The organism is Flavobacterium sp. UBA6195, assembly GCF_002422095.1.
Classification (GTDB): domain Bacteria; phylum Bacteroidota; class Bacteroidia; order Flavobacteriales; family Flavobacteriaceae; genus Flavobacterium.
This window is the reverse complement of sequence record NZ_DITB01000091.1, coordinates 12,700-34,983: the sequence shown is the minus strand read 5'-3', so window position 1 is coordinate 34,983 and position 22,284 is coordinate 12,700. Positions and strand designations below refer to the sequence as shown.

Genomic DNA, 22,284 nt, shown 5'->3' with positions numbered 1-22,284 from the left:
AAGCATTTGCTTCGGTTTATACTTGTATGTGTCCCCAATTTTGACCCCATTTAATACGATAAATTTGCATTTCAGAAACATTAAATTCTTTAGCTGTTTTTCTAACGCTGAACTTTTCACCTTGTCGTTTCATTTTTAACTTTATTCGCATTACTTGAGTAGAGGTTAATTTTCTACCATCACGTTTAATGTTATCTTCTTGAAACTTCTTAAAAGCGGCTTTTACAGCTGGACTTTTATGACCGTGAGCTCGCATCTCATTATAAGTTGCCCATTTCAAATTATACAACTGATTATTCATTTTATCATAATCAAGATGTAAAACATATTCTTGGTCTTCACTTACTCTTGGAATAAAAAGCTCCGCCACCATTTTATGAATGGCATGAGAATAATAACTTTTTTTTCCGTTAACCGATCTAACATAACGTAAAAATAGAAAACCTTCAGTTGGAGCACCTTTTAGAATTTTCCCGTTTTCAATTTTATCAGTAAAACTTTTAAGTCTACCATAATTAGAAACCGCATATCTAACCTTACCTGGAACTTCAATTGGATATTCTCTCCATTGTTCAATTACAAAATGACTCATGTTTTTGTCTTTAAATAAATTAAGGGGCGTATTATTTAAGACTTTCGTCTGATTTAATGCGAGATATAAATTATTTGTTAAACTTGATTTTATTTCCAACATTCATTTTCTGAGATTTCGCAAAAGCACCACACATGTGAAATAACATTCTTGCTCCTACGTTTCCATCCCAATCATCATCTCCTGGAGCTACTTCTACCAAATCAAATCCGATGATTTCTTTATTAGTTTCCGCTAAGCGACTGAACAAATAAGCGGCTTGCTCAAATGAAAATCCACCCGGAACTGGAGTTCCTGTGTTTGGACAATACCAAGGATACATTCCGTCAATATCAAAAGAAATACAAACTTTTTCTGGTAATGAAGCGATGATATGGTCGCATTGTTGTTGCCACGTTTTACCTTCGAAAGCTTCTTGTTTTAAATCCATATCGGTATGCACTAAAACTCTATCTTTCAACGCCACTTCCACTTCTTGCTCACAAAAATCGCGAATTCCTACTTGAACAATTTTAGAAACTTGAGGAATTTGTAACGTATTGTACATAATAGATGCGTGCGAATAAGTAAATCCTTCATAAGCGATACGTAAATCCATATGCGCATCTAAATGTAAAATCCCGAAGTTGTCGTATTTGGTTGCTAAGGCTTGGTAATAGCCTAATGGTGTTGAATGGTCTCCACCTAAAAGCACTACTTTTTTGCCTTTGTTCATCCAATGCAAAACGCGGTCTTTTACTTCTTGATGCAATTCCTTACACACTTTATTGATTTTATCCAAATCGGATTGCAGGGCGGGAAACACTGATACATCTTCTCCATTTTCTAACGCTTCGATGATAGGTTGTGCCATTCCTTTATATTTCTCAGAATTCTTTGCCCAATGTTCTGGAGCTTCATCCATGTAAATTCCTAATTTCCATAATTCAGGAAACTCTTGATGATTTAAATCCACCTGAAAAGAAGCGTCTAAAATAGCATCTGGTCCTTCTGAAGCACCGGCTCCATAACTTACCGTTACTTCCCATGGCACTGGAACTACAATAATTTCACTTTGCTCTGCTGAAAATGGCAATCCAAAAACAGTAGCATCTGCTAACCCAGGTTGTGATGGGTCAAAATTTTCTATGATTTGTTGTTTCGTCATTGTTTTGTTTCAAGTTTCAGGTTTTGAACCCGAATTTATTATTTATTCAAAATTAATTGTTTCAATATTTACTCATATCGAATTCATCAAGGTAACTACTATTCTCAATTTCTAAAATATCTTTTTCAGATGGTTTCATTTCATTCCCATTTGTATCATAAAAATTCCAATTGTTTGTGACATAACCAAAATTTATTTCATCACCTCCTTCACAACTTGTTTTTTTATATTTCTTACCTATTCGATACGTACCTTTTGCCTTTAGGTTTCCATTTTCATGATAGTATTTCCATTCTCCATATTTGTAACTGTAATAACCATCACAAAACCCACTTACACAACATTGTTTATAAGTATCTAATTTATAATTACCTTCTGATTTTAATTTCCCATTTTTATGAAATTCCTTCCAAAATCCTACTCTAAAATTATTATATTCTTTATGAAAAGCATCAATTACTCCAATATTTTTTACTTCCCTTGTATCATAAAATAAGGTAATTTCATTTTCTTTTAAATGATTGACCTCAATACTCGAAGTTTTACAACTCAAAAATAAAATAAGAGAAAAAAGTAAAAAAGATGACTTCAATTTTAATTAAATTAAGTTTACACTATTTCTCCAAAATCAATCTTTTCAATATTTGCCCAAATTCGTACATATCTTCGAATGAACAATAGAATGGTGCAGGCGCTAAACGAATTACATTGGGCTCTCTCCAATCCGTAATTACGCCGTTTTTCATTAATCTATCGAATAGCTCTCTTCCTTGTCCGTGAAGGTATACTGACAACTGACATCCGCGTTCTTCTGGATTGGATGGTGTAATAATTTCGAAATCCGCGCCTTCTAATTCTTTATCAATTTCATGAAGAATGAATTCTAGATAAGAAGTTATTAAATTTCGTTTTGTGATTAGTTTATCCATCCCAACCTCAGCAAACATTTCTACCGAAGCTAAATATGGTGCTAAAGATAAAATTGGAAGATTACTAATTTGCCATCCATCTGCTCCGTGAACTGGGTCAAAATCAGGTTCCATTTTAAATCTTCTCTCTTTGTTATGACCATACCAACCTGCAAAACGTTTTAGTTCTTTATCATTGTGATGTTTTTCGTGCACAAAAAATCCTGAAGCATTTCCTGGTCCGGAATTCATGTATTTATAACTACACCAAGCAGCAAAATCTACATTCCAATCGTGTAATGCTAATTTGATATTTCCAGCGGCATGCGCTAAATCCCAACCTACATAAGCGCCATATTTGTGCCCGGCTTCGGTAATGGTTTTCATATCAAAAACTTGTCCCGTATAATAATTCACGCCACCGATTAAAACCAAAGCTAATTCATTCCCAACCTCATCAATTTTAGTTAATACATCTTCTAATCGAATATTGGCTTCTCCTTCTCTTCGTTTAATTTCTACGATAGCATCTTTTGGATCATATCCATGAAATTTCACTTGACTTTGGAACATGTATTGGTCGCTTGGAAACGCTTTTTCCTCACAAATGATTTTGTATTTCTTTGGCGTTGGGTTGTAAAACGATACCATTAACAAATGAAGATTCACAGTTAAGGTATTCATTACTCCTACTTCTGTTGGTTTTGCTCCAACAATTTCGCTTAATGGAGCAGCGAATCGTTCTTGATAATCCCACCAAGGTTTATCGGCATAAAAATGTCCTTCTACCGCTAAATTGGCCCAATCGTTCATCACTTCATCCACGTAAGCTTTCGTTCTTTTAGGTTGTAAACCCAATGAATTTCCAGTAAAATAAATTACTTGTTTTCCGTTGACATGTGGAAAGTAAAATTCGTCTCTGTATTTTCTTAATTCGTCTTGAACGTCTAAACTTTGTGCGAATTCACGAGTATTTTCAAAAATCATTTTCTTGGTTATTTGGTTAGCAAAAATAGGTAAAAGTTAGTAGGTGTCCAACTTTTAAAAAAGACAAAAGGAATTTGAATCTGAAGGATTAGAAAATAAAAAATCCCAACCTTTCGATTGGGATTGAGAAATTATATAATTAACATCGCATCTCCGTAAGAATAAAAACGATATTTTTCTTGGATGGCTTCTTTGTAAGCTTTCATCATTAAGTCATGACCACAGAAAGCTGAAATCATCATTAATAATGTTGATTTTGGGGTGTGGAAGTTAGTAATCATACAATCTGCAATACTAAAATCGTAAGGAGGATAAATGAATTTATTAGTCCATCCTGTATAAGGATTCAAAGTTCTTTGAGAAGAAACCGAACTTTCCATTGCTCTCATTGAAGTTGTTCCTACACAACATATTTTTTTCTTATTCACTTTGGCATTGTTTACAATATCACAAGCTTCTTGTGTAATAATCATTTCTTCAGAATCCATTTTGTGTTTCGATAAATCTTCTACTTCCACTGGATTAAATGTTCCTAAACCAACATGTAAAGTTACTTCTGCAAAATCAACACCTTTAATTTCTAAACGTTTTAATAAATGCTTAGAAAAGTGTAGACCAGCAGTTGGAGCTGCAACAGCACCTTCTTCTTTAGCGTATATGGTTTGATAACGCTCTGCGTCTTCTGGCGTTACTTCACGATTGATGTATTTAGGAATAGGAGTTTCTCCTAACTCTACTAATTTTTCTCTGAATTCTTCGTAAGAACCATCGTATAAAAAACGTAATGTTCTACCACGAGAAGTAGTGTTATCAATAACTTCAGCCACTAACGAATCGTCGTCTCCAAAGTATAATTTGTTTCCGATACGAATTTTACGTGCTGGATCTACTAAAACATCCCACAAACGTTGTTCGGCATTTAATTCTCTTAATAAGAAAACTTCGATACGAGCACCGGTTTTTTCTTTATTTCCGTACAAACGAGCTGGAAAAACTTTAGTATTGTTTAACACCATTACATCTCCGTCATCAAAATAATCAATAACATCTTTAAATAATTTATGTTCAATAGTTCCTGTTTTTCTGTTTACCACCATTAATCGAGATTCATCTCTGTTTTCGGTTGGAAATTCAGCTAATAATTCTTCTGGTAAATTGAAATTGAAATGAGATAATTTCATTCTTTTAGGTTTAAAAGTTTATAGTTTAAAAGTTTAAAGAGATTTTAAACTCCTAAACAAGGTTGCAAATATACAATCTGCAAATAGGGGTTGTCAAGTAAATTGATGTTTATTTTTTATAAATCTAATTAAAGTTATTATTTTTGCAATAGTTTCGGGATGTAGCGCAGCCTGGTAGCGTACTAGCATGGGGTGCTAGGGGTCGCTGGTTCGAATCCAGTCATCCCGACTTTCTTTCTAAATTTCTTCAATAGAACATCCTGCTTTTTTCAAATCTTCCCAAAAATCGGGATACGATTTAGAAACTACTTCTGCTTCATTAATTAGTATTGGAACTTTCAAAGCTAAAGGTGCGAATGCCATTGCCATTCTATGATCTTGGTAAGTAGCGATGCTTACATTCTCTTTAATAGTTACTGAAGATTTTAAATATAGCGCATCATTAGTGACTGAAATATCGGCTCCTAACTTAGTTAACTCCATTTTTAAAGCTTCTAAACGATCGGTTTCTTTGATTTTCAACGTGTGTAATCCCGTTAATTCACAACCTATTCCTAATCCGAAACAAGTTACCGCTATGGTTTGAGCAATGTCGGGACAATTATTTAATTGATAATTGACAATTGACAATTGACAATTGTTTATTTTAGAAATCGTGATTGAATTATCTGTATTAAAAGTAGTTTCAACACCAAAATCTTGATATATGGTTACCAAAGCGCTATCGCCTTGCAAGCTATTTTCTTTATAACTAGAAAGAGTAATTTGAGTTCCGATTTTAGATAACGCCACAATGGAATACCAATACGATGCAGATGACCAATCGGACTCTACAGTTAACTGAGATGCTGAAACGAGTTCAGCATGACAAACCACAATCTTATTTCCAACAAAAGAAGTTTCAATTCCTATTTCATTCAATAGTGCTAACGTCATTTTGATGTAGGGGATCGAAGTGATTTCGCCTTCTAAGGTTAATTCCAAACCCTTTTCTAATTTGGGCGCAATTAACAACAAGGCTGAAATATATTGACTGCTTACATTGGCTGACAGTGATACTTTATTCTGGGTTATTTTTTTCCCTTTGATTCTTATTGGAGGAAAACCTTTCTTTTCTTCATAAGTAATTTCGGCTCCTAACTGATTTAAAGCGTCAACCAAAATTTGAATCGGACGTTCTTTCATTCGAGAAGAGCCTGTTAAAACTACTTCTTTTCCTTCTTGAATAGAAAAATATGCAGTTAAAAACCGCATCGCTGTTCCTGCGTGGTGAACGTCTATGAGTGGGGAGTTTTGCAATGCTTTTTGCATCACTTCGGAGTCATCAGAATTGGAAGTGTTTTCCAAAATTAAATTGGTATACAAAGCTTGCAAAAGCAATAGTCTATTTGTCTCAGATTTACTTCCTGTGATGGAAAGTTGCGAGTTGCGAGTTGCAAGCTGCGAGCTGTATGTTAAAAGTAAATCCATTATTTGGTAACGACTTTCAATCCAATTATTGAGAGTATTAAGGTACTAATAAAAAATACGCGCCAAAAAGTAGCGGGTTCTTTAAAAACGATAATTCCAACTAAAACACTTCCTACAGCGCCAATTCCTGTCCATACTGCATAAGCGGTTCCGATAGGCAATTCTTTTGTGACTTTTACCAGCAAAATCATGCTAATAGAAAGACAAACTAAAAAACCTCCGTACCAAAGTAAAGAAGTGTTTCCGGTTGATTCTTTAGCTTTTCCGAGACAAGTTGCAAAGCCTACTTCGAATAAACCTGCTATTATGAGTAAAATCCAGTTCAATTTATTTCAATTTATCGTTATTGTGATGGCGATCATGATCGCGTTTTGTTTTTAAATCCATTTTCTTATCGAAAGCTGCTTGTAAATCAACTCCTGTTTGATTTGCCAAACACAAAACCACAAAAACAACATCGGCTAATTCTTCACCTAAGTCTTTGTTTTTATCTGACTCTTTTTCTGATTGTTCGCCATATCTTCTAGCGATAATTCTAGCCACTTCACCTACTTCTTCAGTAAGTTGAGCCATATTTGTTAATTCATTGAAGTACCGAACACCGTGTTCCTTAATCCAATTATCAACTTCTTGTTGTGCGTTTTTTAAATTCATAATTATTTCTTTACTAATACAATTTTCTCGTTTTGTTTTAAGACAATTTGATTGAAAAGTTCTTTTAAATGAGGATAATAATCGCTTTCAATAATTGGTGAGTTAACTTCAATAACACATGACAATTGAATTGTACCTAAATTTTCAGAAACTGAATATCTAAAAGAAACCATATTTTGATTCATATTTAAATTTAAAGTCTCAGGCTTTGATTCTACAACATAACCTTCAGGAATTTTTATACTAAAGTTGTACGTATCTTTAGAAGGGAAATTAAAATCTATAGGATACGCTCTTTCTTCCGCTTTAAAAGGATTTACGTCCATTTGGTGAAAAAGCATTGGTGTAATATATATTTTAGAATCGATAATATCTGTCATAGAATTACTTGAGAAACTATACGTTTCAACAATAGGCTTAGACAAATCATTAGTATTAGTTACTTCATAATTTTCTACTGCAGAAAAATTATGTTCTTTTTCTAATTCTTGAACATAATCATCGTGATTTCTATTAGCATGTCTACTTCTAAATCGAAATGCATTATAATCTGTTAATTGTTTACGTTGTTTTCCAGAAATTGAACCATCGGATTTTAATTCTGCCAAGATTGAAATAGTTTCTAATGATACTTTTTTAGGATATAAATCTACCATTTCAGAGGTTCCATTTTTTCGCACTATTCTTCCAAACCAGTTCAAAGCATTTTCTGGAATGATATTAGGAACAGCATTTTTATTTGTAGCATCTAACAAAACTACTGAACCATTACTTAATTCTACTCCTGCTATCACATAATTAAATCCATTTCTACTTGGAAAGATTGGTATTCCATTTGAACGAGTACTTAATAAAATGGGACTAGCATTTAATTTGGCATAATTTAACATTGAAACTAACAATAAGTTAATGTCTGCAGTGTTACCTGTTTTCTCTTGATAAGCCTTTTTTACTCCTTTGTCTGAATAATACCCTACGTATCCATTCCAATTTAATCTGTTTTTTATGTAACTAAAAATGGTTATTATTTTATCTTCAGTAGTTGTTATATCTTTTAACAAAGCATTTAAATCCTCTTCATAAAAATTTGCTTTATTTAATTGCCCTCCAAAATCCTCATTATCGTAAATTGTTTTTACGACAGACTCCCAATCTGATGAATATGATTTAGTTGGTGAATTTGGATATTTTGTCATAGATAATTCATGTAAGATACTAGATGAATAATTTTTTACATTATTAACAAAAGCTTCATCTTTAATAGCAACAATATCATTTAAAACATAAGTTGTTTTTGTTTCTTCATAATTAACAGTTTGTTTTGAAAAATCAGTCGTCATAACCCCATTTGCAGAATATCTTTCAGATGAATTAAATATTATATCTTTATTTTGTTTATCAACAGAAACTTTAGGAATTAATTCACCTTTATTCATTTTTGAATAAATAAAATATTCAGGAATTTGGGTTGTATATTCTGAATAATTTACTGGTATATAAGTTTGAAACTCCCAAACAGGGAAACTGTTTAAATATGGGGATTTTATTTCATATTTATATTCAATAATAGACCCCTCTTTTACATTAGGCATTGAGATTTTACCTTTTGTCCAAAACTTATTAACTTTTTCTTCAAACTCTCCATCACGTCCTAACTTTGTTTTTTCAATTTTTCCATCTTTGAGATTGTAAGTTATTGCTTTTGAAAAAGAAACAGTTTCTTTCTCATTTCCACCAATGTAAAGAGAAATTTCTTCATTTGCCCATTCATAACCTTCCTTCTTATATATCTTTATTTTATTTTCTACTTCTGTAACTAATAAAAATCCTTTTCCTTGTTGATATTGCAAACTAGTTTTTCCTTTAGAAAAAATAAAAGCAGCAACTGCTGAAGTATCCTTTGGATGTTTTGTCTCTTTTAATTCTTCAATGGTAACTTTTCCAAGTTCATATTCTTGAGAATATATAAATGTTGTAAAAAGTAAAAAAATCAATAGTTTTGTTTTCATAAATTTCATTTTATTATTCTTTAATTGTAAGTTTTGCGTTGTCATTTTTCACGATTTGTTCAATAAATTGTCTATAATTTTCGTATTCTGATTTTTCGTAAACTCCTTGTTTAACTGTTACTACTCTTTTGTAAATAAACACGTTATTCTTTACCCTACACTCCATCTGATATTTCCCAAATTTATTCTCAATTATTACATCATCAGGGATTGATTCTATTTTAAATGTAGATGGAATCTCAATCTCTACAATGTCTTCATCAGAATATCCTCTCTTAATTTCTAAAGGATACTTTCGGTTTTTGTATCGTTGAGGTATTGATGTTAATTTATTAAATATATTAAATGAGAACAAATTAACATTGTTGGTTTTGACTAAACTTTTTTCAATTTTTACTTTTAAATTCTCTGTAAATTCAATTTTATCCTTATCATTATTAAAAGTAAACGACTCAATTTTCATATTATTAATCCATGGAAATTTTGATTGGTAATAATAATTTTCAATATCTTGTTTTGAACTATTCTGAATATTATACACATCATCATATTGAATTCCTTTAGAAACAATCTTAATATTTCCTTCTAAATTTCCATTCGTGTCAAATGACATTTTTGCATGTATTTGTTGAAAATTATCTAATTCGGAATAAGAACTAGTTTTTATTATTTGCCCGCCTTGAGGCTTTATTAACAAAGCAAATCTATCGTCTGTAAATGTACCTCCGTAACCAAACGGAACGTTTTGATTTGTACATTCTAAAAAAATATTTTTGTCTTGATAAGGGATTGTTAATATAACATGATTTCCTTGTTTAGAAACAAAATCTTGATCAAAATCTTTCTTTTTACTATCGCCGTATATTACAGTGTAGTACGATTCTATTCCAACATTTTTTAATAAAACACGTGTGTAATTAGACAAGGCTTTACAATCACCATACCCTAATTTATCCACATCTATTGGCTTCATTGGCTTCCATCCACCTATACCTAATTGAACACTTACATAACGAGTTCTATTTTGAACAAACTCATAAATTATTCTTGCTTTTTTTAAAACATCCGTTTCATTATTTACAAGTTCATTAATTTTTGCTTTTGTTTCTAAACTAATCTCTTCCGAATCGGAGACTAAATTTTTATACCATAATTTTCCGAACTCTTCCCAAGAAACAGCGCTACCTTCAAAACCTTCTAAATTAAATTTATCTAATCCAAAAACAACAATAGGAAATTTTTTTTCAATTATTGGAGAGTATTCTTCAGGTTTTTCTGCAAAAATATTTTCGGCAGTATATGTAATCGAATTTTCTTTTTCTTCTTTTTTTATTTTATCGCCAATAAAATTATTTTCTTTAAACTTAAATCCTAATGTTTTTATATATTCAATTTTAATTGATGATTTTTCAATACTTTCATAATAATCATCCAGCGGATACCAAGAAGGAATAAATGCTGTATTGTTACTTTCAACAATACTTTCATAAACAATTGTAAAAGGATAGGCTATAGGTGTGTAATCTAAATACAATATCCTACCATCTGTTAAAACCGAAAAGCCATCTACAACACTTCGGTCTTGAAAATCTTTTCTTTTTATTTTTTTTATTTCTTCTCCGTAAGAGTTGTAAATAGTAGCTTCAATTAATTTGACTTTTGTTGATTTGTCATAATATTCCACAGCATCTACATTATTTAAACCTTTACTGTTTAGAACTGATATTATTTTTTTCTTCTTAATTTGCATTTGATTTAAAGAAGAAATGTCAATTTCAAGTTTTTGATCTCTAACTACACTATTCGCATTTTCAGTTAATTCTTTTGAAATAGACAACGCTGATAATCTAAAATCTTGTGAATAGCAAAATGAAGTTAAAAGAAGAAAAAACAATATTTTTTTTAACATTAGAATTTACTTTATTATTACTCTTTATTTTTAGTGTCAATTATAATCGTTACAGGTCCATCATTAATCAAACTTACTTTCATATCCGCACCAAATTGTCCAGTTTGCACTTTTTTACCTAATTCCACTTCCATTTCTTTTATAAAAGATTCGTAAAGTGGAATAGCAATTTCTGGCTTTGAAGCTTTAATATAACTAGGACGATTCCCTTTTTTAGTTAATGCATGTAGGGTGAATTGAGAAACTATAATCATTTCTCCATCAATATCTTTTAATGATAAATTCATTACTTCATTTTCATCTGGGAATATACGAAGATTCACGATTTTTGAAGTTAACCAATGAACATCATCTTTGTTATCGGCATCTTCAACACCAATTAAAACTAACAAACCACTTTGAATTTGAGCTACAATTTGATTATTAATGCTTACCGATGAATGAGAAACTCTTTGAATAACTGCTTTCATTCACCAAAAATAAAAAAAATAACAGAATTTATTTACGAAAATCCGTATTTCTGTATTTTTTTGCAAAAAATATTTGCAAATTATTGCTTGTTTAAAATATCTATGAGACTTCGAAATCTAGGAATTTCTTATTTCATCACTATTTTTTCGCTCGGCATCATAAATATCTGCACGATATTGTTCCTCGTCGCCTTCTAAAATTTGGGTATAACTTTTATAGCGCGACCATGAAATTTCGTCATTTTCCAATGCCTTTTTGATGGCACAATGCGGTTCGTCTTTATGTAAACAGTTATTAAATTTACATTGGTCTTTCAAAGCAAAAAATTCAGGGAAATAGTCACCAATTTCTTGTTTTTCCATGTCGACAATTCCAAAACCACGAATTCCCGGAGTGTCTATAATTTTAGCTCCGAAAGACAAATCAAACATTTCAGCAAAAGTTGTGGTGTGCTTTCCTTGTGCATGCGATTCGGAAATTTGTTTGGTTTTTAAATTCAATCCTGGTTCTAAAGTGTTTACCAAAGTTGATTTTCCAACACCCGAATGTCCTGAAAACATAGAAACTTTGTCTTTCATTAATGCTTTAAGTTCTTCAATTCCTTTTCCATCTTTAGCAGAAACACGTAAACATTTATAGCCTATTGAAGAATACACATGTTGTAAATATAATTGTTCGTCTAATGTAGGGTCATCAAACGTATCTATTTTATTGAAGACAATTACGGCTTCAATTCCATAAGCTTCAGCGGTAACTAAAAATCGGTCGATAAAACTTGTGGTTGTTGGTGGATTATTAATGGTAACCAATAAAAAAACCACGTCAATATTTGATGCGATAATATGCATTTGATGCGATAAATTTACCGACTTTCTAACGATGTAATTTTTTCTATCGTGAATCGCTGTGATTACTCCAGTGGTTTCATCAGTGGTATTTTCAATATCGAAATCTACAACGTCGCCCACCGCAATAGGATTGGTACTTTTGATGCCTTTCATTCTAAATTTACCTTTTATACGGCACTCTAAAAAAGCACCATTTTCTGTCTTAATGGTGTACCAGCTTCCAGTAGATTTATAAACGATTCCTGTCATTAAAAGGTAAAAATTAGAAGTTTGAAAAACCGATTCAACTTCGTTATATCTTGCAAAGATAATGTTTCTATTGAAAATTAAGGCAATAAAAAAGGCTACTCTTGGTAGCCTTTTTTATTACTCTTCTAAAATCATTCTTCCTAACTTATCTTTACTTTTTCTTGAAGAGTAAACGATAAATTCTTTGTCTGATTTTCTATAATATACTCCAGGACGCAATACCAATTCATTTTTAATTACTTCTTCTGGATCTTTTCTTGTCATATTTCCGTTAGAATCGAAAATGAATAATGCTGGAACTGCATTGTTATAATTACCTAAGGATTTAATATCATCAATATTAGTCACACCTTTGTTTTTAACGTTATCGTTAAAAAGTAAATTAAGTACCCCATTTTTGTAAATAGGAATTGCTCCTAAATATTCAGGACCTTTTCCTAATTGTGTTAATGGAATTTGAATTGAACCACCAACTGCAAAACTTCCGTTACCTCCAGCAAATCCTAATCCAATTGACAATGTAGTTACAGTTGCAGATTGTTCTTTTGGTAAAACATTACCCCATTCAAATGTACCATCTGCTTTTAAACTTGTAATAATAATTTCGTTTTTAGTGTACGTTACAGGTGTTGCCGCTAATGGCCCAATACCAGAACTTTGACCTACATAAACATACTGAAATTCAGACAATACGATTAAACCACCATCATTTTTTTCAATAATAGTTGTTATATTATAGAAAGGCTTAACGTCTTTTCCTTTTTTAGCTCTTCTCTCACCTAATAGTTTAACTTTTGTTGCATAATCAAACTCATTAAACTTTACTGCATTAGTTGCATTCGTATTTAAATCAACCGTTGCGTTATAAACTCCTTTAAGTTCTTTATTTGCTTTTCCGTTTTCTCTTACGCTTGAATAAAAACCAACTATTTTTAAAGTATTTTTATTAGTAGAAATCATTTTACAATTGATAATTTCTTTCCCTTTAATATCAATATTTACGATTTCCTTTTTGTATCCGTTACTTCTTTTGAAAGTATGGATTTCAAATTTTTCAATTTGTTCTTTCTTTTTTGAATCTCTGTAACTTTCATTAACTACTAAGAAAACATCATCTTGAAAATTAACTTCAAAATCAGAAATTGTAAATTCATAATCTTTTTTACTGTCATCAAACTTAACTTTTTCAGTATTTGAGAACAACGTTCCCATTTTGTCATCAAACAATTTTACTTCATATTTTACCGCATCTTCTTTTGAAAACAATGAAGTATACATTACTAACAAAGCACCCTCATCTGGAGATAACTTGAAATAAAAATCGCCTCTGCTTGATTTTTTTGCAACTTCAGCATCAAACAATACCACTGGAGATTTACTTAAAACACCTTTATCAGAAACCTGTGTGGCAACTAAATTAAAAATTTTATCTTTTTTATTGTAAACACTACCAATTACATAAAGATTGTCATTTAAAAGAAAAATTTCTTCAAAATCAACTTCTTTGTCACTAATTTGAGGAATTACAATTGGATTAGATGAAATAAGTTTCATTGAACCCGATTCAAATATTTTTATGAAATAATCATCTTTTCCTTTTATAGCTAAAGCAAAGATTTTGTTATTAGATTCTCCAACGATTTTAACGATTTTTTGTTTATCGTCTGCTAACTCTTCTCCATAAGTTAAAGACACTTTGTCTATTTTGTTTTGAGCAACTAAGAATTGAATCCCAAGCACAAAAGCAAACAAAAACAGATTAATTTTTTTCATTATTTATTATTAAAAGATTTGTGGCGCGATATTACAAAAAATGTAAGAATATTTTCTAAAAAAATCTATTTATTAATTACTTTTTCTTGATGTGTAATACTTTCTTGGTGAATTGCTTTAAACAATTGCATTACAAATTCGTTACTCAAACCTTTTTCTTCGCCCTCTAAAATCATTTTTCCTAAGATTTCGTTCCAGCGTTGGTTTTGTAAAATAGCCACATTTTTTTCTTTCTTTAACAATCCGATTTTATCGGCAACTTTCATTCGGTTACCCAAAATTTCTAACAGTTTACCATCAAACTCATCAATTTGCATGCGCAGTTTTGCCATTTTTTGGTTGTATTCGCTTTCATCATCCGACACTTTTCTAACACGTAAATTGATGAACATTTGTTTCAATGTTGCTGGCGTTACTTGTTGGGCAGCATCACTCCAAGCGTTATCTGGGTCAATGTGGGTTTCAATAATTAATCCGTCGTAATTCAAATCTAAAGCTTGTTGCGACACTTCTTGAATCATATCGCGCTTTCCGGTAATGTGCGAAGGATCGCAAATCAAAGGCAAATCGGGAAAACGATTTTGCATATCGATAGCAATTTGCCACTCCGGATTATTACGGTATTTTGTTTTTTCGTAAGTAGAAAATCCTCTGTGAATTACACCTAATTTTTTGATATTCGCATTATACAATCGTTCTAAACCACCAATCCATAAAGATAAATCAGGATTTACTGGATTTTTTAACAAAACGATTTTATCTGTTCCTTGCAAAGCATCTGCAATTTCTTGAACAGCGAAAGGATTTACGGTAGTTCTAGCTCCAATCCACAACACATCGATATCGTGTTCCAATGCTAATTTTACGTGAGCTGCCGTAGCGACTTCCGTTGCCATTAACAAACCGGTTTCAGCTTTGGCTTTTTGTAACCATTTTAATCCAATTTCGCCCACACCTTCAAATCCACCTGGACGTGTGCGAGGTTTCCAAATTCCCGCACGGAAAATAGAAACATCAGAATTCTTCAATTCGTGTGCTATTTTTAAAACTTGTTCTTCGGTTTCAGCACTACAAGGTCCTGCAATTACCAGTGGATGATTCAAATGAAAATCATCTAACCAAGTGCGTAATTCTTTTTTATTTTCCATAATAATCAATTGCGTGCAAAATTACAATTAATTATGCTTAAGAATTATAAAATTAAATTAAAAACAGCCTTGAAAAGCGAAAAATTTTAAAGAAATTTCAAACAGTAAATACTTTTTTAAATCAATTTGAGTTCAATTAAAAAAAGTTACTTTTGCTAAAATTTATATCATATGTCGATTGAAGTTCAAAATATTTCAAAAAATTACGGATTACAAAAAGCGTTAGATAACGTTAGCTTTTCTGTAAAAAAGGGAGAAATTGTAGGTTTTTTAGGTCCAAATGGCGCCGGAAAATCCACTTTGATGAAAATTTTGACCACTTATTTAACAGCAGATAGCGGAACTGCAGTTGTAAACGAATACGATGTAACTTCAGCACAAAAAGAAGTACAGAAGTCGGTTGGGTATTTACCTGAACATAATCCACTCTATTTAGATTTATATGTTAGAGAATATTTGGCTTTTAATGCCGATTTACATAAAGTTGCGAAATCTAGAATTGACGAAGTAATTGCTTTAACAGGGTTAACGCCAGAAAGTCATAAGAAAATAGGAGAATTATCAAAAGGATATCGTCAACGTGTTGGATTAGCAACGGCTTTATTACACAATCCAGATGTGATGATTTTAGACGAACCAACGACTGGTTTAGACCCAAATCAATTGGTAGAAATTCGTGATTTGATAAAAAACATTGGAAAAAATAAAACCGTTTTTCTTTCAACGCACATTATGCAAGAAGTGGAAGCGATATGCGATAGAATTATCATTATTGACAAAGGTAAAATTGTTACCGATAAAAAATTAAACAATCTTGTTCAGGAAGAAGCAGAACAAATTATTGAAGTAGAATTCGATAAAAAAGTAAATGAAACTATTTTTACATCTCTACCTAATTTAAAATCAGCAAAAAACACACATGATTTAGTTTGGGAATTAACTTTTAATTCAGCTACGGATATGCGTCCATCATTGTTTGATTTTGCTCAAGAACATCAATTAAGAACCTTACAAATTGTATTGAAAAGTAAAAACCTTGAACAGATATTCAGAGAGAAAACTGGGAAGAAATAAAAAAATCTCCTTACAAGATCTTGTAAGGAGATTTTTTTATCAATTGACTAAACTTAATTTAAAGTTGCCAAATACTTATTTCTAAGCTTATAATAATCATCATACAAAACGGAAAGAGCGTAAGATGATAATTTTTCATTTAGTACAGAATTATAAATAAAATCTTCTTCTGTAAAACCATGTTTCACAATAGCGGTTTTTATATTATTCACTGCTTCATGTTTTTTTCCTAAATAGAAGTAGCAATTTGCTAATTCTATATATACCTCTTTTAAATTTTCACCTTTAGATACTTTAATATAATTTTCATATACTAAAATTGCTTCGGTGTAATCTTTATTATTAGTTAAAGCTCTAGCTTTACTTAAAATAGAGTCTAACTCACCCGCAAATCCCATTTGAGATACGAGTACTATTACGAAAGTGAATACTAAATTTTTCATAATAACTTAATTTTCTTGGAATGAAGTTACAAAAAATAAATTGTATCCACAAGCTATTACCAGAAAAACAAACTAGTAATTTAATAACTGGGCTAATAACAAGATAATTGTAATTAAAAAATTTCTTTAGCAATCGCTTTTACATTCTCTGCTTTTCCCATGGAATAATAATGTAAAATTGGAATACCAGCAGCAATTAGCTCCTTACTTTGTTGTGTACACCATTCAATACCAATTTGTTTAACGTGATAATTATCTTTTGCTTTCACCACAGCCATAATCAAATCGTCAGGTAAATCAACTTTGAAACGATGCGGAATTAAATTCAATTGCTTTTTCGTTGCGATAGGTTTTAATCCCGGAATAATTGGAACAGTAATTCCAGCCGCTCTGCATTTGGCAACAAAATCGAAGAATTTTTTGTTATCAAAAAACATCTGAGTAATAATATAATCGGCACCATTTTTAATTTTTTGCTTCAAGAAATGAATATCGCTATCCATACTGGGTGCTTCCATGTGTTTTTCTGGATAACCAGCCACTCCGATACAAAAATCGGTTTTAGTTGAATTTTGTAAATCTTCGTCCAAATAAATTCCCTTATTCAAATTGCTTATTTGTGTTACTAATTCCGAAGCATAGGCATGACCTTCTTTTTCGGGCTTGAAATAAATTTCGCTTTTTACTGCATCGCCACGAAGCGCTACAACATTATCAATTCCTAAGAAATCCAAGTCTATCAATAAATTTTCAGTATCTTCTTTAGTAAAACCACCACATAAGATATGTGGAATAGCATCTACTTCGTATTTATTCTGAATTCCGGCACAAATCCCAACCGTTCCCGGACGTTTTTTTACTACTTTTTTCTGAAGCAAGCCGTTTTCTAATTCCTTGAATTCATATTCCTCACGATGATACGTTACATCAATAAATGGCGGATTAAATTCCATCAATGGATCAATACTATCAAAAATCGATTGAATGTTTTGTCCTTTTAAGGGTGGTAAAATTTCGAAGGAGAACAAAGGTTTTCCATTTGCGTTTTGTATATGTTCTGTTACTTTCATGTTTTATGTTTGTAGTTAATTGTTTATTGTTTGTGGTTTCCAACTTTTAACCATAAACAATAAACTATAAACTTATTTAATCTGCTAAATTGGGTGATAGCCATTTTTCGGCTTGTTCAACACTAATATTTCTTCTTTTGGCGTAATCTTCTAATTGGTCTTTTTTAATTTTTCCTAAACCAAAATATTTACTTTCTGGATTGGCAAAATAATAACCCGAAACCGAAGCTGCTGGCCACATCGCCATACTTTCGGTTAACTTCACTCCTATTTCTTGTTCTACATTTAATAATTTCCAAATTGTTGGTTTTTCTAAATGGTCAGGACAAGCTGGATAACCTGGCGCCGGACGAATTCCTTGATATTGTTCTTTTATTAATTCATCGTTTGACAAAACTTCATCTGAAGCATAACCCCAAATTTCTTTACGAACTTTCAAGTGTAAATATTCCGCAAAAGCTTCTGCTAATCTGTCTCCTAAAGCTTTTACTAAAATTGAATTGTAATCGTCTAATTGTTTTTCGAATTCCGAAGCTTTTTCGTCTACCCCAAAACCAGTTGAAACGCAGAAACATCCAATATAATCTTGTTTACCAATTTCTTTAGGAGCAATAAAATCAGCCAAAGCAATATTTGGAACTCCAACTGTTTTTTGAGATTGTTGTCTTAAACTCAGAAACTTCTCGACTCCGCTCGAAGTGACAAGCTCGATATCATCGTGATTTATTGTATTCGCCGGGAAAATCCCTAAAATTCCTTTTGCATTGAACCAATTTTCTGAAACAATTTGAGAAAGCATTTTTTGTGCATCTTCAAACAAATGAGTCGCTTGTTCACCTACAATATCGTCGGTTAATATCGCTGGAAATTTCCCGTACAATTCCCATGATTGAAAAAACGGTGTCCAATCGATAAAATCTACTAATTCTGACAACTCGACTTCAATGGTTTTGGTTCCAATGAAATTTGGCTTTACTGGTTCGTAAGTATCCCAATCAATTTTGAATTTATTTTTCCTTGCTTCTTTAATTGACAAGAAATTTTTCTCACGACTTCTGCTTAAATATCCTTCTCGAAGTGAATCGTATTCTTCACGAAGTAACTTTGTATAAGTAACTTTAGTATCGGGTTGTAGTAAATTCGTTGCAACGGTTACGGCACGAGAAGCATCGTTCACATGAACCACGGTTTCTTTATATTCTGGAGCAATTTTCACTGCTGTGTGCGCACGAGAAGTGGTTGCGCCACCAATCATAATTGGAATTTTGATATTCAATTTATCCATTTCTTTAGCCAAATACACCATTTCATCCAACGAAGGCGTAATCAAACCACTCAAACCGATAATATCTACATTTTCTTTAACCGCAGTTTCAATGATTTTTTCAGGTGGAACCATCACTCCTAAATCGATAATTTCGAAATTATTACAAGCTAAAACTACTGAAACAATATTTTTACCAATATCATGAACATCGCCTTTTACAGTTGCCATCAGAATCTTACCAGCCCCCCCCGCCCCCGAAGGGGGAGCTACAAACTTCACGGATAATTCCTTTTTGATGTTTTCAATAGTTTCAAATAAATTATTTAAAACCTCCTGATTTTTAAATCTTACTATTTTAAATCCTTTAGATTCAAGCCATTCAGTTCTCTGTTTATCATGTTCTATTTGTTCTTTCAAATTATGAATGGAACCATCAACTTCAATAACCAGTTTTTTTTCCAAACAAACAAAGTCTACAATATATTCACCAATAATATGTTGCCTTCTAAATTTATAACCATTAATCCCTTTATTCGATAAAACACTCCAAAGCAATTTTTCTGCCTCAGTTGGCTTGTTTCTCATTTCTTTTGCTTTCTCTTTTAGAGATTTATACAGTATTGGGCTAGCCGTATTCCACGATTGCTTTTCAGCTCCCCCTCCGGGGGTTGGGGGGCTAACATAAGGAAGAAGATAAGCCACCGCTTTTTTCATAACACGAGCAGATTTCACTACTTGCGGTAAAAACATTTTTCCAGAACCGAACAAATCTCCAACCACATTCATTCCAGCCATTAAATTGATTTCGATAACTTCGATTGGTTTTTTGGCTAACTGACGTGCTTCTTCCACATCAACTTCGATAAACTCATCAATCCCTTTTACTAATGAATAGGTCAAACGTTCTTGAACCGAACCATTTCGCCATTCGGCTATAGCTTTTTCATTCGATTTTACATCACCTTTAAAACTTTCGGCTAAATCTAGCAAACGTTCCGTAGCATCTTCTCTTCTATTTAGCAAAACATCTTCAACGTGTTCTAATAAAACAGGATCGATTTCATCATAAATCTCTAACATTTCTGGATTCACAATTCCCATTGTCATTCCGTTTTGAATGGCATGATACAAGAACGCCGAATGCATCGCTTCCCGTACTTTATCGTTACCACGGAAAGAAAAAGAAACGTTACTCACACCGCCCGAAACATTAGCATACGGTAGATTTTCGCGAATCCATTTGGTTGCACGGAAGAAATCTAAGGCATTTAGTTTATGTTCCTCCATTCCAGTTGCTACTGGGAAAATATTGGGATCAAAAATGATGTCTTCCGCAGGAAAACCAACTTGGTTCACCAAAATATCATAACTTCTTTTACAGATTTCAATACGTCTTTCATACGTATCCGCTTGACCATTTTCGTCAAAAGCCATTACGATTACAGCAGCTCCGTATCGTTTGATTAATTTGGCATGATGAATAAAAGTAGCTTCACCTTCTTTTAACGAAATCGAATTCACCACACCTTTTCCTTGTATCACTTTCAAACCAGCTTCGATAATTTCCCATTTTGAGGAATCAATCATAACAGGAACTCTCGCTATATCAGGTTCGGCTGCGATAAGATTTAGGAATTTAGTCATCGCATAAACGCCATCTAACATTCCTTCATCCATATTAACATCGATGATTTGCGCACCACCTTCAACTTGAGCACGTGCGATATCTAAGGCTTCATCGTATTTTTCTTCTTTAATTAATCGTAGAAATTTTCTTGAACCTGTTACGTTTGTGCGTTCTCCAATGTTTACAAAATTGGTTTCTGGAGTTACAATCAAAGGTTCTAAACCTGATAATTTTAAATATTTATCGGAATTATAACTCATTACTTATTCTTTTATAATGTTTCGCAACATCTTTCCAAAAGGATTTACTGTCGCTAACGTATTGGCATACCCAACATCGTTGCGACTGTAAAAATGTTTCGAATTGTATTTTTATGGTACTGTTTTTCATTGTAATTCTTTACTTAAACCAAAACACTTTCTCTTGGCTTGAATTCTTTTGCTACCTCAGCAATTAATTTGATATGTTGGGGAGTCGTTCCGCAACAACCACCGATGATATTTACTAAATTTTCTTGTAAATATTCCCGAATTAATTGTTGCATCTCTTCTGGCGTTTGGTCGTATTGTCCGAAGGCATTAGGCAAACCGGCATTAGGATGTGCCGAAATATTTAACGAGGTGTTATTTCCTAATCGTTTCAAATACGGTTTCAATTGATCCGCTCCTAAAGCGCAATTAAATCCAACACTTAACAACGTAATATGTGAAATCGAAATTAAAAAAGCTTCCACCGTTTGTCCCGATAATGTTCTTCCAGAAGCATCGGTAATCGTTCCTGAAACCATTACTGGAATATCGATATTGCGCTCTTCTTTAACTTCTTCAATAGCAAACAAAGCGGCTTTCGCATTTAACGTATCGAAAATAGTTTCTACCAAAAGTAAATCGCAACCGCCATCAATTAAAGCTTCAACTTGTTGTTTGTAAGCAATTTTTAAATCGTCAAAATTCACCGCACGAAATCCTGGGTCGTTTACATCGGGCGACATTGATGCTGTTCTGTTGGTTGGTCCAATAGAACCTGCTACAAATCTTGTTTTATCGGTAAATTTGTCAGCGACTTCACGGGCGATTTTTGCGGATTGAAAATTCAACTCATAAACTAAATCTTCCATGTGATAATCCGCCATTCCGATAGTAGTTCCCGAAAAAGTATTGGTTTCTACAATATCGGCACCCGCCTCAAAATAAGCACGATGTACTGATTTTACAGCTTCTGGTTGGGTAATGGAAAGTAAATCGTTATTTCCTTTTAATGGATGTGGAAAATCTTTAAAACGTTCGCCTCTAAAATCTTCTTCTTCAAATTTATAACGTTGCAACATCGTTCCCATCGCTCCATCGAGTACGAGAATTCGTTTTTTGATTTCTTCTTGAATTTTTGACATTGTATTCTCTCACAAAGGCTAATTGCCTAATTTCTATTTATTAACTTAATTTGTTACCGTAGAAAGT

19 protein-coding genes and 1 tRNA gene are annotated in these 22,284 nt (G+C 32.3%); 2 read left to right on the top strand and 18 right to left on the bottom strand.

Annotated elements, in window-relative coordinates:
- Positions 1 to 16: 16 nt before the first annotated feature.
- From B4I81_RS08250 to queA, 5 genes are all read right to left on the bottom strand, one after another.
- Positions 17 to 592, bottom strand: coding sequence for an NUMOD4 domain-containing protein (locus tag B4I81_RS08250; protein WP_291109544.1), 576 nt, complete (start codon positions 590 to 592; stop codon positions 17 to 19).
- A 70-nt stretch (positions 593 to 662) separates the two neighbouring features.
- Complete coding sequence (locus B4I81_RS08245; RefSeq protein WP_291109542.1) at positions 663 to 1,739, bottom strand: agmatinase family protein; 1,077 nt, start codon at positions 1,737 to 1,739, stop codon at positions 663 to 665.
- Positions 1,740 to 1,800: 61 nt separating this feature from the next.
- Positions 1,801 to 2,331 (bottom strand): hypothetical protein, encoded by a 531-nt coding sequence (locus tag B4I81_RS08240; protein WP_291109540.1) that lies wholly within the window; start codon positions 2,329 to 2,331, stop codon positions 1,801 to 1,803.
- Between the two features lie 22 nt (positions 2,332 to 2,353).
- A complete protein-coding gene (kynU, locus tag B4I81_RS08235) occupies positions 2,354 to 3,634 on the bottom strand; it encodes a kynureninase (RefSeq protein WP_291109538.1) in 1,281 nt (426 codons plus the stop codon).
- 131 nt (positions 3,635 to 3,765) lie between these two features.
- Complete coding sequence (queA, locus tag B4I81_RS08230; protein ID WP_291109536.1) at positions 3,766 to 4,815, bottom strand: tRNA preQ1(34) S-adenosylmethionine ribosyltransferase-isomerase QueA; 1,050 nt, start codon at positions 4,813 to 4,815, stop codon at positions 3,766 to 3,768.
- Between the two features lie 155 nt (positions 4,816 to 4,970).
- On the opposite strand from queA, the gene B4I81_RS08225 reads away from it, so the two are divergent.
- Positions 4,971 to 5,044 (top strand) — tRNA-Pro (locus B4I81_RS08225).
- 8 nt (positions 5,045 to 5,052) lie between these two features.
- On the opposite strand, the gene B4I81_RS08220 is transcribed toward B4I81_RS08225, so the two are convergent.
- The 9 genes from B4I81_RS08220 to B4I81_RS08180 all read right to left on the bottom strand — a co-directional run bounded on the left by B4I81_RS08220 (position 5,053) and on the right by B4I81_RS08180 (position 15,346).
- The gene (locus B4I81_RS08220; RefSeq protein WP_291109534.1) at positions 5,053 to 6,285 is read right to left on the bottom strand and encodes a 3-phosphoshikimate 1-carboxyvinyltransferase; all 1,233 of its coding nucleotides are present in this window, start codon (positions 6,283 to 6,285) and stop codon (positions 5,053 to 5,055) included.
- Positions 6,285 to 6,611 (bottom strand): DMT family transporter, encoded by a 327-nt coding sequence (locus B4I81_RS08215; RefSeq protein ID WP_291109532.1) that lies wholly within the window; start codon positions 6,609 to 6,611, stop codon positions 6,285 to 6,287. Before B4I81_RS08215 ends, B4I81_RS08220 begins: the two co-directional genes overlap by 1 nt.
- A 1-nt stretch (position 6,612) precedes the next feature.
- A complete protein-coding gene (locus tag B4I81_RS08210) occupies positions 6,613 to 6,939 on the bottom strand; it encodes a nucleotide pyrophosphohydrolase (RefSeq protein WP_014387647.1) in 327 nt (108 codons plus the stop codon).
- A 2-nt stretch (positions 6,940 to 6,941) separates the two neighbouring features.
- Positions 6,942 to 8,948 carry a DUF3857 domain-containing protein gene (locus tag B4I81_RS08205; RefSeq protein ID WP_291109528.1) on the bottom strand — a complete coding sequence of 669 codons (2,007 nt, stop codon included), beginning with the start codon at positions 8,946 to 8,948 and terminating at the stop codon, positions 6,942 to 6,944.
- Between the two features lie 13 nt (positions 8,949 to 8,961).
- The gene (locus B4I81_RS08200; RefSeq protein WP_291109526.1) at positions 8,962 to 10,857 is read right to left on the bottom strand and encodes a DUF3857 domain-containing protein; all 1,896 of its coding nucleotides are present in this window, start codon (positions 10,855 to 10,857) and stop codon (positions 8,962 to 8,964) included.
- Positions 10,858 to 10,874: 17 nt separating this feature from the next.
- Entirely contained in the window at positions 10,875 to 11,327 is a 453-nt protein-coding gene (dtd, locus tag B4I81_RS08195; RefSeq protein ID WP_291109524.1) for a D-aminoacyl-tRNA deacylase, read from the bottom strand.
- Positions 11,328 to 11,444: 117 nt separating this feature from the next.
- Positions 11,445 to 12,425 carry a ribosome small subunit-dependent GTPase A gene (gene rsgA / locus B4I81_RS08190; protein ID WP_291109522.1) on the bottom strand — a complete coding sequence of 327 codons (981 nt, stop codon included), beginning with the start codon at positions 12,423 to 12,425 and terminating at the stop codon, positions 11,445 to 11,447.
- A gap of 117 nt (positions 12,426 to 12,542) precedes the next feature.
- Positions 12,543 to 14,198, bottom strand: a complete 1,656-nt coding sequence (locus B4I81_RS08185) for a hypothetical protein (protein ID WP_291109520.1) — start codon at positions 14,196 to 14,198, stop codon at positions 12,543 to 12,545.
- A gap of 65 nt (positions 14,199 to 14,263) precedes the next feature.
- The gene (locus B4I81_RS08180) at positions 14,264 to 15,346 is read right to left on the bottom strand and encodes a bifunctional 3-deoxy-7-phosphoheptulonate synthase/chorismate mutase type II (RefSeq protein ID WP_026725905.1); all 1,083 of its coding nucleotides are present in this window, start codon (positions 15,344 to 15,346) and stop codon (positions 14,264 to 14,266) included.
- Between the two features lie 171 nt (positions 15,347 to 15,517).
- Here B4I81_RS08180 and gldA point away from each other — a divergent pair, with 171 nt between their 5' ends.
- The gene (gldA, locus tag B4I81_RS08175) at positions 15,518 to 16,420 is read left to right on the top strand and encodes a gliding motility-associated ABC transporter ATP-binding subunit GldA (protein ID WP_291109517.1); all 903 of its coding nucleotides are present in this window, start codon (positions 15,518 to 15,520) and stop codon (positions 16,418 to 16,420) included.
- 53 nt (positions 16,421 to 16,473) lie between these two features.
- Here gldA and B4I81_RS08170 read toward each other — a convergent pair whose 3' ends face one another.
- The 4 genes from B4I81_RS08170 to B4I81_RS08155 form a co-directional block, all read right to left on the bottom strand.
- Complete coding sequence (locus B4I81_RS08170) at positions 16,474 to 16,863, bottom strand: hypothetical protein (RefSeq protein WP_291109515.1); 390 nt, start codon at positions 16,861 to 16,863, stop codon at positions 16,474 to 16,476.
- Positions 16,864 to 16,976: 113 nt separating this feature from the next.
- Complete coding sequence (metF, locus tag B4I81_RS08165; protein ID WP_291109513.1) at positions 16,977 to 17,933, bottom strand: methylenetetrahydrofolate reductase [NAD(P)H]; 957 nt, start codon at positions 17,931 to 17,933, stop codon at positions 16,977 to 16,979.
- 76 nt (positions 17,934 to 18,009) lie between these two features.
- Positions 18,010 to 21,087 carry a vitamin B12 dependent-methionine synthase activation domain-containing protein gene (locus B4I81_RS08160; RefSeq protein WP_291109511.1) on the bottom strand — a complete coding sequence of 1,026 codons (3,078 nt, stop codon included), beginning with the start codon at positions 21,085 to 21,087 and terminating at the stop codon, positions 18,010 to 18,012.
- A 143-nt stretch (positions 21,088 to 21,230) separates the two neighbouring features.
- On the bottom strand, positions 21,231 to 22,217 hold the full coding sequence (locus B4I81_RS08155) for a homocysteine S-methyltransferase family protein (protein WP_291109509.1): 987 nt from the start codon (positions 22,215 to 22,217) through the stop codon (positions 21,231 to 21,233).
- Between the last annotated feature and the right edge of the window lie 67 nt (positions 22,218 to 22,284).